The following is a 14,687-nucleotide window of genomic DNA, read 5'->3' on the forward strand; positions in this document are numbered from 1 at the left end:
CCGTACGGCGGAAGATCTCGTCTTTTGCGAAATTTCCGCCTGAGAGGTCAACGATATCGAACGTCTGACGTCCATCGCGAAAAACATGGTCCGCGTTTACGGCATGTCCTCGCTCGGCCCGATTCAGTACGCCGATCCGGAAGGCAACGTCTTTCTGGGCCGCGACTACACGAAAGGCTCCGACTACTCCGCCGGTGTTGCGACCGAAATCGACCGCGAAGTCCGTTCGATTGTCGATTCGTGCCATGAAAAGTGCAAGGCGATCCTGACAGAAAACCGGGAACTGCTCGATCTGATCGCTCACAACCTGTACGATCACGAAACGCTCACCAGCGAAGAAATCAACAACCTGATGAACTACGGAACGCTTACCGATCCAAACGCGCCGGAAAAGCCGGCACCGGCCGAAACAGCACCGGCGGCTTCTTCGGATGCGAACGAAAGCCATTCCGATTCGTCTTCTGATGCTGCGCTGCCCGCTCTTCCAAAAGAAGACGGCGGTCAGACGTCTTCCGAACCGGAAGCGCATCGCGGTCTTTCGCAGGAAGACATGGACGAAGCGCTCAACGAGCTGACCAAAAAGCACTAGTTCCGCAGCTTCGGGCTTTCCATTCTTTATAAAAATCGCACTCCCTTTCGACTGAGAAAGCGAGTGCTTTTTCTTTCCTGCAGTTTGAAAAATGCCCTGTATCGCCTAGCGGCTCGATCAGGCTTTCCAAACGGAGTGTTAGCAGAAACTGACTATAATAAAGAAATATAAAAGCCTGTCTGAATCCGTATGGTTTACATACGATTTTATGCGTACAGGCTTCATGAAATCGAAAACGCGTCGTGCCCGGCGCGTTTAGTCGAAGTTTTAAAATCGGATACAAAATGCATAGAAAAGAGGTACAGACATGAAAGATTCTCTTGTCAAAGCCATGGCTCTCGACGGCCATGTCCGCCTGTATATTAACCGGACGACCGATCTGGTTCAGGAAGCGATGGACCGCTTCCGCATGAGCACGCCAAGCGCAGATGTTCTTGGTCGTGTGCTCTCTGTCGCTTCCATCATGGGAAGCATGCTGAAAAGCGAAAAAGAAATGTTAACGATCAACATCCAGGGCCAGGGCGAACTGGGCAGCATCGTCGTTGATGCGCAGGCCGACGGTACCGTCCGCGGCTTTGTCGACAACCCGGAAGCCGGCCTGGACGGCGATCCCAACGTAACCGCCGGCAGCCTGATCGGTCTGCCAGGTACGCTGACCGTAACCAAGGACCTTTCGATGTCGGAAAACTGGTCCGGCACCGTAGAACTCCAGAACGGAGAAATCGGTCAGGACTTCGCCTACTACTTCACTCTGAGTGAACAGACCCCGACTGCGGTCAGCGTCGGCGTTCGCATGAACGAAGAAGGCAAAGTGCTCGCTGCCGGCGCGCTCGTTTTGCAGATGATGCCGGATGCGGACGATACCAATATCCGCATTTGCGAGCACGTTTTAAGCGGCCTTAAACCGATGACGGCCATCATTCAGGATTACGATGACGCCTCTCTGGCGCTTCTGGCCGAAGACCTGTTTGACGATACCGAAGTGCTCGAAACGATCCCGATTTCCTTCAAGTGCACCTGCTCGAAGGAAAAGACCGCCGGTCTGCTGCATACTGTAGCGCCCGATCAGATCAAAGCCATGATCGAAGAAGACCACGGTGCCGAAGTCACCTGCAATTTCTGCAGCAGCACGTATCACTTCAACGAACACGAACTGCGTGAAATTCTCAACGATACCGAGAAGCATCTCGAAGAAACCGAAGAACTGGAGTCCCATGTCGCTGAAGATTCGGGAAATTGAGCTGCCCTCTCCAATCGTCATCGCCCCGATGGCCGGCGTTTCGACGCGGGCCTTCCGGCGCATTGCGCGTGAATTCGGAGCCGGGCTTGTCTGCAACGAAATGGTTTCCGACAAGGCTCTGTACTACGATTCCGCCAGAACCCGCCGCATGTTGGCGTGCGAAGCGGATGATCATCCGGTTTCCTTTCAGATTTTCGGCCACGATATCGACACGATCGTTCACGCGGCAAAAATTCTCGATCAGGAAACCGACTGCGACATCATCGATTTCAACATGGGGTGCCCGGTCAACAAAGTCATCAAGGCAAAAGCCGGCAGCTATCTAATGAAGGACATCGATTACGCCAGCCAGATCGTGCGCGCTATCGTGGATGCGGTCCAGAAGCCGGTCACCGTCAAAATGCGTCTGGGTTTTGACTCGTCCTCGATCAACTGCGTCGAAATGGCGAAAGCCATGGAAGCCGCCGGGGCCAGCGCAATTACGCTGCACGCCCGGACACGCGCCCAGATGTACGAAGGAAAAGCCGACTGGTCCTGGATTAAGAAGGTCAAGGACGCGGTGTCCATTCCGGTCATCGGCAACGGTGACGTACTGAGCGTGGATGATGCCGTCCGCATGATGGAAGAAACCGGATGCGACGGCGTCATGATCGGCCGCGGCGTGGTCGGCAATCCGTATCTGATTCAGGAATGCGCCGACTACTTTAACGGGACATCCCATCCGTTCACGCTGTCCATGCGCATGGATGCCTGCCGGCGTCATGCCCACTACCTTTGCGAAGATCTGCCCGAGAGGGTGGCGCTGTCGCAGATGCGCGGTCTGGCCAGCTGGTATCTCAAGGGACTGCCGCGCAGCCACGCCTACAAGGATCGCCTTTCCAAAATCACGACGTATGCCCAACTCGATGAAATTCTTACGGAATACGAGCAGGTTCTGCGCGAAGATGCCGCCAGCGATCATCCCGATTTGCGCCTCCACAATATGCCGGGCCCGTCTCTGGAATCCCCTGCAGAAAACGGTTTTTCCAGCCAGGAATCCAGTGCGGATGCTCTGAAGAAAGATCCTGTCAATTCGAACGCCCGATAACCCCTGACCTCTCTGGCCCGAACCGTCTGAAAGCCCTTAAAAAATGTTTTATGGCGCATTGAGACCGGCAGATCCCTTTTGTTGTCTCTTTTCACATTCCTTCATTTTCCGCTACAATAAACAAGAGAATATTCAAAAAAGAGAACGCTTAATAAAAAGCCAAATTCCCGAATTTTGGCTTTTTCGTTCATTAATATGATCAGGAAAAGATACAAAATCGGTCGGGCAGCCTGCCCTTGGCTGTCCGATAGCCGATTGAGAAAGGACATTTATGAAAACCATGGATCTCACCGCTTTTTTTCAGGGGCGGGAACTGAACGCCTACGAATATTTCGGTGCGCATGCCGCGGACGACGGGATCGCTTTTCGCGTATATGCCCCCAATGCCAAAGCCGTTTCGGTCATCGGCGACTTCAACAGCTGGGACGAAACAGAAGATGTAATGAAAAAGGATGAGAACGGCGTCTGGACGGCTACCGTAAAAAACGCGAAGCCGGGAGAAGCCTATCTCTATCAGATCACGTCCAAGAACGGTCAGATCAATAACAAGATCGATCCGTTTGCCTTCCAGGCCAAGCTGCGTCCCGATCATGATTCGATTATCACCGACCTTGCCTTTGACGGCTGGACGGACCAGGAATGGATGAAAAACCGGAACAAAGGGTTTAATTCTCCCGTCTCCATTTATGAAATGAACGTCGGCAGCTGGCGCGACAAGAACATTCGTGTCGAAGAACTCGAAAACGATCCGGGCCAGAACGAAGAAGGGCTCTTCGTTCATTACGGCGACATCGTCGATGAGCTGATTCTGCACTGCAAGAAGTACCATTTCTCTCATGTGGAAGTCATGCCGCTTTCCGAATTCCCCTTTGACGGTTCCTGGGGCTATCAGGTTTCCGCGTTCTTTGCGGTAACGAGCCGCTACGGCACCCCGATCGAACTGAAAGAGTTCGTCAACCGTCTGCACGAAGCCGGCATCGGCGTCATCATGGACTTCGTACCGGTTCACTTTGTAAAAGACGCCTACGCGCTTGCCAGCTTTGACGGCACGCCGCTGTATGAATACTCCAAGCCCGAAGACGCCAACTCCGAATGGGGCACCGCTAACTTCGACCTCTGGAAAGAAACCGTACGTTCCTTCCTCATGTCCGCAGCCAACTACTGGCTGAAGGAATACCATTTTGACGGTCTGCGCATGGACGCCATCTCCAATGCCATTTTCTGGAAAGGCAACAAGATGATGGGGGAAAACAAAGGCGCGACCGACTTCATCAAGCGCATGAACTACATGCTGAACTCCGAATACCAGGGCAAGATCATGCTGATTGCGGAAGACTCCACCGACTTCCCCAACGTCTGTAAGTCCACTCTCGACGGCGGTCTTGGCTTTGACTACAAGTGGGACCTGGGCTGGATGAACGATACCCTCAAGTATCTCAAGCTCGACCCGATCTACCGCAAATGGCACCACAACGACATCACCTTCTCGATGGCATACTTCTATTCCGAACACTTCATTCTGCCGCTCAGCCACGATGAAGTCGTTCACGGAAAAGCGACCATCGTCGACAAGATGTGGGGCAGCTACGAAGACAAGTTCGCACAGGCCCGCGCGCTGTACACGTACATGTTCGGACATCCTGGCAAGAAGCTGAACTTCATGGGTAACGAGCTCGGCATGCTGCGCGAATGGGATGAGCAGAAAGGTTGCGACTGGTTCCTGCGCAAGTACCCGATGCATTCTTCGTTCGAACGCTTCTTCGCGGAAATGACCGGCGTATGCACCGAAAACGACGCCTTCTTCTACGGCTACGATCCGACCAACTTCCAGTGGATCAACGCCGATGATTCCGATCACAACACCTTCTCCTTCATGCGCAAGGGTTCGAAGGATGTCTTCGTCTTCATCATCAACTTCTCCACCAACCCGTACACGCTCCAGTTCGGCGTTCCGTTCCAGGGCATGTATCAGGAAGTCATCAATACGCAGTGGTCCCGCTTTGGCGGACGCATTGAAAACGAACAGCCGCAGGTTCTGCGCGCGTTCCATCTCCCGCTCGAAGGCCAGCCCTGGCGCATCAACGTCCAGCTTCCGGCTCTGGGCGCCCAGATTTTCAAGGTAACCCGTCCGCAGGACTAGTTCATCTGTCGTTAAGAAATTTCAAGGATAGTCCGCGCTTTGCGGGCTATCCTTTCTTTTTTGAGAGAATGGCGCTTTTCTTTCGTTTCTCTGGTCATACTGGACGTACGGGATGCGAAAAGATCCTCTCCATTTCTCATGGCGTGCGGAAAGTCCGTATTGCTCAGGCAGATATTTTTGAGAATTACCCGAAAAGACGCCAAACTGAAAACAAAGTCCGATCTTCTTCTCAGTCGGCTGAATTCAGCCCTCTTCTTCCAGGAACAGGGCGTATGGAAAGGAGATTTTTATGTCTCACTATTATGAAAACGATCCGAATCTGGATCGCACCGAAACACCGTTTACCTTTGAGCTGAATGGACAGTCCTTTCGCGTTCTCTCTTCCGACGGCGTCTTTTCCAAGGACAGGCTCGATACCGGAACGCGCATTCTCTGCGAGTACATTGTTGAGCACCGTGCGGCCGATCTGGGGGAAAACATCCTCGATCTGGGCTGCGGCATCGGCGTGATTCTTTCCCGCTTTCACCCGTGCAAAATTACCGGGATCGATCCGAACGCGCAGGCCTGCCATCTGGCCAGAGAAAACTATGCAGCCAATCACGTTGACGGAACAATCATGGAAGCCGGTCACATCAACGACGCGCTGTATGACTCGATCGTGCTCAATCCGCCGATTCGTACGGGCAAAACCGTCATCTATTCCCTGTTTGCGCAGGCGTATGACCACTTAAAGGAAGGCGGCACGCTGTATATTGTCATCCGCAAGCAGCATGGCGCCCAGAGCGCTGTGGACTATCTGGAGTCGCTCGGCTTTGAAGTCGAACGCCCGCTGCGCGAAAAAGGCTTCTGGGTTCTGGAAGCCGTAAAGTAAAAGCCAAAACGGAAATGGAGCAGAAAGGAAGAAAGGCGCATTTATGGAACACAAGTACTGGGACTACTTAAAAATCATGCTGCGCGAAAACCGTCTGCTCTTTGCCGCGTGGCTGGTCAGCGGCCTTTTAATGGCCGCTTTACTGTGGCTGTATCAGCTGCCGGTTGAACCCGCCATTCTGTATCTCATGCTCAGTGCGATCGCTCTGATCATCTGGTGCGGGTTTTATTTAGGCCGTCTGCACCGCATCCGGCATCTGCTTCAGGCCGAAGATTTTGACCCTTCGCTCTATCCAGTCGAAGTGGACGCCTGCGTGAAAAAGATGGCGGACCAGAAAGAAAAAATGCAGAAGCAGTCGACGCAGGAAAAGAAGATGCGTACCGAAATGCAGGACTACTTTTCTTTGTGGGCGCATCAGATCAAGCTGCCGCTTTCCGCTCTGCATCTGCAGCTCGAACTGCCCGAGCTGCATGCGGACGCGCTCGACCGCGAATGCCAGCGCATCGATTCCTGTATTTCGCTGGCCATGGCGTACGTACGCATGGAAGGCAGCGATTTTCAGATCGGCTGGTATTCTCTCGAATCCATCATCCGTCCCGTTCTGCGGGAAAACGCCGTAATGTTCATTCGGCGGCACATCCGTCTGGAAACCGATCTGCGCGGCGAAAAAGTGTGTACCGATCAGAAGTGGGCGACCTTTATTTTTGAGCAGCTTCTGTCCAACGCCCTGAAATACGCCCCGGACTTTTCCGTCATTCAGATCGTTTCCGAGGGGGCAACGTGCATCCTCCGGGATGAAGGACCGGGCATTCCAGAATCGGATCTGCCCCGCGTCTTTGAAAAAGGCTTTACCGGCGAAAACGGCCGAACGCACATGTCCGCTTCGAGCGGTCTGGGCCTGTTTCTGGTCAAAGGAGTCTGCGATCAGCTCTCCATTTCCATTGAACTCGAAAACCGCAGCTGTCCGCTGGTCTATCTCGATGCACCCGAAGACGACAGCGATGTCGAAGGGGAAGAAGATCTGGATGAAGGGGTGGACAGCACTGTCCGTCGGCAGGATCCGAATGCACCGGCTTGCTCACCAGCACCGCCTTTGCCGGGGCCCTGCGGTCTGGATGTGCGGCTGACTTTCCCGGTCAGCTCCTGGATCAGCGACTGATCCCCTAAATGAAAAATCATTTTTGCATAATTGCATTTGCTTATTTGCCTGTCTGCATGCAGGAAAGACTCTGGAAAAAGCCAAAGCTGCCTGAAAGCGGCAGCCCGGTGTCCAGAAGAGAAAGGAGAAAGACATGGCTTTACTGGATGTACGCAATGTTCAGAAAATTTATCGTTCGTCTTTTTCCTCTTTGAGTACGCTGGCGCTGCAGGATGTCAGCTTTTCCATTGAGCGCGGCGAATTTACCGCCATCATGGGCGAAAGCGGATCTGGAAAATCTACGCTGCTCCATATTCTCGCCGGGCTCGACGCTCCGACGAGCGGAAGCGTTTTGATCGATGGCGAAGATCTCTATTCCCTTTCCGCAAAAAAGCGCAGCGCGTTTCGCCGCAATCATCTCGGCTTTGTCTTTCAGGACTACGCGCTGCTCGATACCTTTACCCTTCGCGACAACATTTTGCTTCCGCTTGTTTTAAACCGCACAGCTCCGGCGCAAATGGAAGAAAAAATGCGCTCCATCGCCAATGAACTTGGCATTCAGTCCATCCTCAATAAATACCCCTTTGAAATTTCCGGGGGACAGAAACAGCGGGCCGCAGCGGCCAGAGCCCTCATCTGTAATCCCGATCTGCTTTTAGCGGATGAGCCGACCGGCGCGCTCGACTCTTCGAGCTCGCATCAGCTGCTTGAGCTGTTTGAGCGGCTTCATGCGCGCGGCCAGACGATCGTCATGGTGACGCATTCCGCCATGGCCGCCAGTTTTGCGAACCGGGTGCTGTTCATTCGCGACGGCCGCATTTTCCATCAGATTTACCGCGGGGGGCAAAGCCAGAGCGAGTTTGCCCAGAAAATTACGGACGCACTGCTTTTAATGAACCGTCAGGAGCACGGTTTATGAAAAAACGTCTCTATCTCCATCTCGCCCTGCACTTCATTCAGAAAAACTACAGGCTTTCCGTCCCGTTTGCGGGCGGCGGCATTCTTATGGGCGCCATGGTGTATTCCGTCCTGTCGATGATCGAAAACCCGATGTTTTCAGCCTCACCGATTTACGGCATTTCCTGGTATCGGGAAATGCTCCTCCTCGAACTGCCGCTTCTGATCTTTTTTACTCTGATTCTTTTCTTCTATCTCAATTCCGCCTGGATTTCGGCCAACCAGAAACAGAACGGCCTGATGATGGTGCTTGGCATGGAGAAGCGCCACCTCTACCGCATTCTGTTTTATCAGCTGGGTCTGTTTGCTCTGGTGACCGTACCGGCTTCTCTGCTCGTTGGCGTCAGCTTTGATCAGATTCTGTATTTGTTCATCTGCCGCATGATTGAAGTGCTGCCTCTGACGTCTTTGCACATTTCCCCGCTCGGCCTGCGCGGTCTGTGCTGCTGGACCGCCTTCTGTTACGGGGCGCTTTTTCTGTGGTCGTTTCTGCAGCTGTGGAGCAGCGATCCGCTGGCATCCATGCAGGCCTCTCACGTCTCGCAAAGCGGCCGCCGGACCCACTGGATCGCCGCTCTGGCGGGGCTCGCCTGTCTGGTGAGCGGCTATCTCATTGCGCTTTTGACCGAGTCTCCAAGTGCGGCGCTTTTCCTGTTTTTTGCGGCGGTCTTTCTCGTCATTATCGGCACCTGGCTCACCTTTCTGTATGGCGCTCAGGCGTTTCTGAGCCTGCTTCAGAAGTGGAAACGGTTTTATTACACGCCGGACCATTTTGTCTCGCTGTCCATACAGAAATTTCGTCTGCGCAAAAACGCATGGGCGCTGGCCAATATCGCTATTTTGTCGACCATGCTCATTGTGACCATGTCCTCCACACTGTCGCTGGTGACGGGCATGGAAATGAATGTGCAGGCCGTCATGCCTGCGCCTGTCGAAGTGGATATCGATCTGCTCAGTGAAGAACCGCTGGCTTTTGACAGCACGCAGCTTGAACAGGACTCCAAAGACATTCTTCAGGACCTTTCGATCGATGCGTCTTCCGTGCACGTCCTGCACACTGCATGGATGCTCTGTGCCGATGTTTCCGACCAGTATGTGGCCATACTCGACCTTGACGATCTGAATCGCATGAATGGAACGCATCTTTCCCTTAAGGACGGTCAGCTGCTGGCGCTGACCGAAACAGCCGTCCAGCCGGACCCGCTGAAGCTGTATATTCCGCTGAGCAGCGCCGCGACAGAAGCTTCCGGATCCGATTCGATGGCGGCAATGTATGAAATTGTGGAAGACGACAGCCTGATCGAAACGCTGGAAGGAACTATCCCTGCCTATCTGATGTCCCGCTATCTTTACGCCGGACATATTCCGGAAACGATGGATTCGCAAAATCAGCGCTGGCAGGTTCTGATCGATTTTCCCGGCGCGGACGATCCCGTCCTCCAGCAGCACCTGGAAGAAGAATTTGCGAAACGGCTGGATCCAGCGGTTTACTCGGATGCCTTCCGTGTTAACTGTCAGTTTCGGACGTCCTATCGAAGTGACGTCATGGAGCTTTTTAACGCGCTGTTTCTGCTCGGCATTTACATGTGTGCCTTCTTCATGCTTGCGGTGATTCTGATCATGTACTACAAGCAGCTTTCCGAAGGCAGTGAAGACCGAAGACGCTTTACGATCCTGCAAAACCTCGGCTTTGAGCGAAAGGAACTGCGCAGGCTGATTACCCGGCAGACGCGCATTCTGTTCTTTCTGCCTTTAAATGTGGCCTTGATCCATACGCTGTTCGCTCTGCCGATTTTGCGGCTGATTCTTACGGGCATGACAAGAATTCCGGATCGTCTGTTTTATACGATCTCCATTCTCTGCTTCGCCGTGTTCTCGCTGGTCTACTATCTGATTTATAAGCTGACCGCCCGCACGTACTACAAGCTGACCGTACAGACGAGCGCGCAGGAACCGTACTGAGAACGGTGTTCTGCGCTTTACCCGTTTTCGAAAGGGAATTGGAGAAAACCGGAGATTGACCTTCTTTTCCCGTACGGATCCCCTATAATGAGCGTACATGCTGTCCAGATCCGATAAGGAAATCAACAGTTCCGGGCAATTTCAAAGCCGATCACTCAAACGGAACCGGCCTGGAAGCGCACGAAGTTTCCACTGGTCTGGCGAATGTGTTCCTTCGTTTGATAACCGAAGGCGCTTCCCTCTTTTTTGCCGTATCGGGACGGCTAAGTCCCTGGAAATATGCGATAATGAGCAAGGAACGCGAATACGAATTTTTTGGCGACTGTTTCTTTTTTCGACAGAAGTTTCTGGCGAAAACGGAAGCGCGCCTTTTTCAAACTTATCCCGTCGCCTTCCGTTCTTTCCGTTCAGGAATCGGCAAATTTATGGCGAACAGCCATCTTTTTGTTTCCCATTTTTTTGGTTTTGTATAAATCTGGAATTTAAAAGAAACTCCAGTCGATATAGATTTTGATGAGGTGTGTATGAGACAGAATAAGAATGCGGCATCGCCTTCTGCGCGCACGAAAAAAAAGAAACCGGCTGCCGATAAAAAATCCAGCCGCTCCCGCTTTTCCAGAATTGGTCTGCCCGTCTTTCTGGCTGCCTGCATTCTGATCGGGACTGCCGTCTTCTTTTTATCGCGTCCCAACAGCGATCTGAAAGCCGGCCGCGACTATCTCGAAGCGCAGGCGACAAAAGATACTAAGGACCTCTCCTCTTCGCTTTCCGAACGGCGAAGAGAGCGGATGCTGGCAGCCGTTCAGTCCGGGAAGAGCTCGATCTTCTCCCTTTTTGGCAATTCTCTGCTTCTTGGGGATTCCCGCATGTACGGTTTTGAAGCGTACAGCTTCCTGCCCGCCGAACAGGTCGACGCCCATGCCGGCGATACGATTTTGAACATTCCCGATTTTGTGGATCAGATTGCTCAGGTTCAGCCGCAGAAAATTTACTTTTCCTATGGCGTAAACGATATGGAACTCAATGTCGGCGCGGATCGCGGCGACAACGGCTATGCCGAAATTTATGAAGAAAACATCGATAAGATTCTCGCGGTTTCTCCCAATACGCAGATCATTATCAACTCGATCATTTCCGCTTCTCCAGAACAGACAGAACAGAATCCGCACTGGACGAAGATCGATGATTACAACCGGCAGATCAGGGAAATGTGCGAACGCCGCGGCTGGACGTATGTGGATAACGATTCCCTCAGCGAAGGCGGACACGCGAACATTTATGAACGCGACGGCATTCACTTTCTGACCAGCTTCTACCCCGAATGGGCCCAGAACATGATCATGGCCGGCATGAATTAACCTTCTGGATCTTTCTGAAATTCCGCTTTCCTTTTCCCTTTGGACTGGATGCGGATTCTGACCTTTTTCAGTCCTTACGGACTGTTTTCCCTGTTTTTGTTTTAGCGAAAGGAGCCTGCCCATGCATTTTCAGTCTTCCTCTAAATCCAGACGCTATCTGTTTTTACAGGGCGCGGCTCTGGTTCTGCTGCTTGCGCTGTTCGGTTTTCAGCTCTTTGGCGGAAAGATTCATTCCGAAGTCCCTTTTGAAACCGTTCAGGCGAAACTCACCGAAACGCTTGATTCCGCCGTCTATCCGGAAGTATCGGCGTCAAAAATTCGCCGCTACATCAATCTCAATCCGGATGAATTCGAGAATGCGGCCATGTACCGTGTGGACGACGCCATGTCCGCCAGCGAACTGGTGCTCGTACGTTTTTCCACTCCGGAACAGGCGCAGAAATTTGAAGAGGCGGTCGAGTCCCGCATCTCCACCCAGCATGACATTTATTCGGGCTATGCCCCTGAACAGGCCGGCCTGATGGAAAACGCCCTGGTCGATGTCCAGGACAACTACGCACTTTACTATACCGGCGACCATCCGGAACAGATCCAGTCGACGTTTGAACTGGCCTTAAAGGAAGGATGATGGATTTATGGTATTTACGGATCTGACCTTTCTGTTTGGCTTTCTGCCCGTCGTCTGGCTGCTCTATCGCTATGTCAGCCGTACGCACCTGGCCAATCTCTACATTCTGATCGTTTCCCTGCTCTTCTACGCGTGGGGCGGTCTGACGTCTCTGCTTACGCTTCTGATCATTCTGCTCTGGAACTATGGAGCTGCCCATACGATCGGCGCCAGCGAAGACGAACACACGAGCAAAATCATGCTCTGGACAGCCATTGGCGTGGATTTGTTCATCGTGCTGTTCTATCGCTATATCGGCGTCTGGTTTGGCTTTTTAAGCCCAACGCTTTCGCGCCTGCCGTCTCTGATGCCGATGGGACTTTCGTTTTACATGTTCTCCTGCATGTCCTGCCTGTTTGACGTCTATTACGGAAGAGCCGAAGCACCGGCTTCCTTTGTGGAATTCGGTGTCTTCGCCGCGTTCTTTGGCCGCATTAACATGGGACCGATTGCCCATTACGCCAAAATGAAGGAACAGCTTGAAGATCATCCGACATCCAGACAGAAGACGTTCGACGGCATGACGCTGTTTTTACAGGGGCTCTTTCGTAAAGTCATCCTTGCGGATAACTTTGCTCTGATCTTTGCGGCCCTGGCCGGCAATACGAGCTGGGTCGGTTCCCTGCTGTATGGATTTGCCTACTTTTTCCAGCTTTATTTCGATTTTTCCGGCTATTCCCGCATGGCTCGCGGCATCGGTTCGCTTTTTGGCTTTACGATCGATCCCAACTTCTCCCTGCCGTACATGGCGCTTTCCGTTCAGGAATTCTGGAGACGCTGGCACATTTCACTGACCAGCTGGTTCCGGCAGTACGTCTACATTCCGATGGGCGGCAACCGCGTCAGTCATACGCGCTGGATTCTGAACGTCCTGACGGTGTGGGTACTGACCGGCCTGTATCATGGAGCAACCCTTCCGTTCCTGGTGTGGGGACTGTATCAGGGCGCTCTGATTCTGGCGGAAAACCAGTGGATCAACAAGTTCATGGAGAAGATGCCGCACTGGGTTCGTCATATTTATCTCGTGCTGACGCAGCTGATCGGCTGGACCTTCTTCTTCTCGCCGACGCTGCTTGGCGGACTTTCCGTCATCGGCCGTTACTTCTTTATCGGCGTATCGTCTTTTGCGGACGCAGACGCGCTGTTTGTGCTCTGTCAGTCCATTTTCCTGCTGATCCTTGCGATTGTGCTTTCTTCGGGTCTGAGCGTCTATCTGGGCCGTCTGGTTCATCGCCTGTTCCCGAAAGCCAGCTCGGTTCTGGTTACCGTCAGCTGGTGCCTTGTCTTTTTGATCTGCGTATCGTTCCTGGTGAGCGCTACGGCGCAGACCTTCCTCTATGCGGCGTTTTAGAAAGGAGACTTCCCAATGAAGAAAAAGAAAAGAACCAATCCCTATCTGGTTCCCTCGATGAGCGTTCTTCTGGCGGGAATGCTTGTCCTTTCCCTCATTGAGCCCGACCGCTCGTTTTCCGATGTTGAAAACCGTTCGCTGGCCAGGGGTGCAGACTGGTCGCTGAATGCGCTGCAAACCGGAAAAACCGGCGAGGAAATGAACACCTGGTTCACGGACCAGATTCCCGGCCGAAATACGTTTTTTCACGCGAACTATCTGATTCGAAAGCTGTCCGGTCAGCGTGAGCTGAATTCTGTTTTTCTCGGAAAAGGAGCGCTGCTCGCGAATCCGGAAGAGGCGAATGAAGATCTTATCCGCTCCAGCGTGGATGCGATCAATCAGTTTTCTTCCCTGCAGGGCATTCCCTGCTACGTGCTGACAGCACCATCTGCCGCCACCATTCAGCCGCAGAAACTGCCGCTCGATGCGCAGGCGCGCGATGTGAATCCATCGTTCGATCTGATCTATTCGTCGCTGAACGGACCGGCCGGCGTAGATGTCCGCTCCGGCTTAAGCGATCAGAAAAACGAATACATCTACTATCGAACTGACCATCACTGGACTTCTCTCGGTGCGGCGATTGCGTCGATTCAGCTTTTGAATTCCATGGGCATCGCGCCCAATCCCGAAGATTTCGATCGCATGCCGGTTTCCGATACGTTCGAAGGAACGCTCGCGTCCAAAACCGGATCCGTCGGTCTGGAAGACCGTATCGAAATCGCAGTATCCAAAAACAACCCGGGCTACATTGTGACCTGGGCGGACGGTACGCAGTCGTCTTCGATCTATAACAAGGATGCGCTGAAAACCAAGGATCAGTATCAGGTTTTCCTGGGCGCCAACCAGTCCCGCATACGGATCGATACCGATGCCCAGACCGATCGGACTTTGCTGCTGTTCAAGGATTCCTATGCCAACAGCATGATCCAGTATCTCCTTCCGTATTTCTCATCGATTACCATCATCGACCCCCGTTACTACTACGACGATCTGGATCTGGTTCTCGGCTCGGATCTGTACACCGACTGTGCCTTCGTTTACTCGATCGATACCTTCTCCACCATTCCATCTCTGAAAGATCTTCTCAACTCATGGAACGAGAAACACGTAACCCCTGAAGCCTGATTTTCCATAAGAAACGCCAAACCCCTGCTGACCGGACATAACCGGACCGCAGGGGTTTTCTTTGCGAACGGGAAGAAAATGAAGATGCCGAAGCCCAGCGGCTATACGTAAGTGTCAAACAATCGACGGGTATACGCGAGACTGAATATTAGATACGCTA

12 protein-coding genes are annotated in these 14,687 nt (G+C 52.8%); all 12 read left to right on the forward strand.

All coding sequences use genetic code 11. From position 1 onward, the window contains the following. Nucleotides 1-85: 85 nt before the first annotated feature. The 12 genes from ACLUYS_RS06300 (at nt 86) to ACLUYS_RS06355 (ending at nt 14,527) form a co-directional block, all read left to right on the forward strand. Entirely contained in the window at nt 86-589 is a 504-nt protein-coding gene (locus ACLUYS_RS06300) for a hypothetical protein (protein ID WP_412659404.1), read from the forward strand. Nucleotides 590-896: 307 nt separating this feature from the next. Beyond that, entirely contained in the window at nt 897-1,829 is a 933-nt protein-coding gene (hslO, locus tag ACLUYS_RS06305; RefSeq protein WP_230267294.1) for an Hsp33 family molecular chaperone HslO, read from the forward strand. Continuing rightward, on the forward strand, nt 1,804-2,916 hold the full coding sequence (gene dusB, locus ACLUYS_RS06310; RefSeq protein WP_230267293.1) for a tRNA dihydrouridine synthase DusB: 1,113 nt from the start codon (nt 1,804-1,806) through the stop codon (nt 2,914-2,916). The genes hslO and dusB overlap by 26 nt, the downstream gene beginning before the upstream one ends. A gap of 271 nt (nt 2,917-3,187) precedes the next feature. Continuing rightward, nucleotides 3,188-5,056 carry a 1,4-alpha-glucan branching protein GlgB gene (glgB, locus tag ACLUYS_RS06315; RefSeq protein ID WP_288339068.1) on the forward strand — a complete coding sequence of 623 codons (1,869 nt, stop codon included), beginning with the start codon at nt 3,188-3,190 and terminating at the stop codon, nt 5,054-5,056. 289 nt (nt 5,057-5,345) lie between these two features. Further along, on the forward strand, nt 5,346-5,927 hold the full coding sequence (locus tag ACLUYS_RS06320) for a class I SAM-dependent methyltransferase (protein ID WP_412659405.1): 582 nt from the start codon (nt 5,346-5,348) through the stop codon (nt 5,925-5,927). Between the two features lie 43 nt (nt 5,928-5,970). Then, nucleotides 5,971-7,086: a sensor histidine kinase gene (locus tag ACLUYS_RS06325; protein WP_412659406.1), complete on the forward strand. Its 1,116-nt coding sequence runs from the start codon at nt 5,971-5,973 to the stop codon at nt 7,084-7,086. Between the two features lie 133 nt (nt 7,087-7,219). After that, on the forward strand, nt 7,220-7,984 hold the full coding sequence (locus tag ACLUYS_RS06330) for an ABC transporter ATP-binding protein (RefSeq protein WP_230267289.1): 765 nt from the start codon (nt 7,220-7,222) through the stop codon (nt 7,982-7,984). Further along, nucleotides 7,981-9,984, forward strand: coding sequence for an ABC transporter permease (locus ACLUYS_RS06335; RefSeq protein WP_230267288.1), 2,004 nt, complete (start codon nt 7,981-7,983; stop codon nt 9,982-9,984). The genes ACLUYS_RS06330 and ACLUYS_RS06335 overlap by 4 nt, the downstream gene beginning before the upstream one ends. Before the next feature lie 524 nt (nt 9,985-10,508). Further along, entirely contained in the window at nt 10,509-11,342 is an 834-nt protein-coding gene (locus ACLUYS_RS06340) for a GDSL-type esterase/lipase family protein (RefSeq protein WP_412659407.1), read from the forward strand. Nucleotides 11,343-11,463: 121 nt separating this feature from the next. Beyond that, nucleotides 11,464-11,970 carry a DUF4358 domain-containing protein gene (locus ACLUYS_RS06345; RefSeq protein WP_230267286.1) on the forward strand — a complete coding sequence of 169 codons (507 nt, stop codon included), beginning with the start codon at nt 11,464-11,466 and terminating at the stop codon, nt 11,968-11,970. A 7-nt stretch (nt 11,971-11,977) separates the two neighbouring features. Continuing rightward, entirely contained in the window at nt 11,978-13,360 is a 1,383-nt protein-coding gene (locus ACLUYS_RS06350; RefSeq protein WP_288339066.1) for an MBOAT family O-acyltransferase, read from the forward strand. Between the two features lie 15 nt (nt 13,361-13,375). Continuing rightward, on the forward strand, nt 13,376-14,527 hold the full coding sequence (locus ACLUYS_RS06355; protein ID WP_230267284.1) for a DHHW family protein: 1,152 nt from the start codon (nt 13,376-13,378) through the stop codon (nt 14,525-14,527). Nucleotides 14,528-14,687: the final 160 nt, after the last annotated feature.

The organism is Allobaculum sp. (assembly GCF_047010065.1).
Classification (GTDB): domain Bacteria; phylum Bacillota_I; class Bacilli_A; order Erysipelotrichales; family Erysipelotrichaceae; genus Allobaculum; species Allobaculum fili.

Excerpts from the sequence above, each read along its gene's own strand:
- glgB (WP_288339068.1), top strand. The coding sequence starts at position 3,188 with ATGAAAACCATGGATCTCACCGCTTTTTTTCAGGGGCGGGAACTGAAC.
- ACLUYS_RS06325 (WP_412659406.1), top strand. The coding sequence starts at position 5,971 with ATGGAACACAAGTACTGGGACTACTTAAAAATCATGCTGCGCGAAAAC.
- ACLUYS_RS06340 (WP_412659407.1), top strand. The coding sequence starts at position 10,509 with ATGAGACAGAATAAGAATGCGGCATCGCCTTCTGCGCGCACGAAAAAA.
- ACLUYS_RS06345 (WP_230267286.1), top strand. The coding sequence starts at position 11,464 with ATGCATTTTCAGTCTTCCTCTAAATCCAGACGCTATCTGTTTTTACAG.
- ACLUYS_RS06350 (WP_288339066.1), top strand. The coding sequence starts at position 11,978 with ATGGTATTTACGGATCTGACCTTTCTGTTTGGCTTTCTGCCCGTCGTC.
- hslO (WP_230267294.1), top strand. The coding sequence starts at position 897 with ATGAAAGATTCTCTTGTCAAAGCCATGGCTCTCGACGGCCATGTCCGC.
- dusB (WP_230267293.1), top strand. The coding sequence starts at position 1,804 with ATGTCGCTGAAGATTCGGGAAATTGAGCTGCCCTCTCCAATCGTCATC.
- ACLUYS_RS06300 (WP_412659404.1), top strand. The coding sequence starts at position 86 with ATGGTCCGCGTTTACGGCATGTCCTCGCTCGGCCCGATTCAGTACGCC.
- ACLUYS_RS06320 (WP_412659405.1), top strand. The coding sequence starts at position 5,346 with ATGTCTCACTATTATGAAAACGATCCGAATCTGGATCGCACCGAAACA.
- ACLUYS_RS06335 (WP_230267288.1), top strand. The coding sequence starts at position 7,981 with ATGAAAAAACGTCTCTATCTCCATCTCGCCCTGCACTTCATTCAGAAA.
- ACLUYS_RS06355 (WP_230267284.1), top strand. The coding sequence starts at position 13,376 with ATGAAGAAAAAGAAAAGAACCAATCCCTATCTGGTTCCCTCGATGAGC.
- ACLUYS_RS06330 (WP_230267289.1), top strand. The coding sequence starts at position 7,220 with ATGGCTTTACTGGATGTACGCAATGTTCAGAAAATTTATCGTTCGTCT.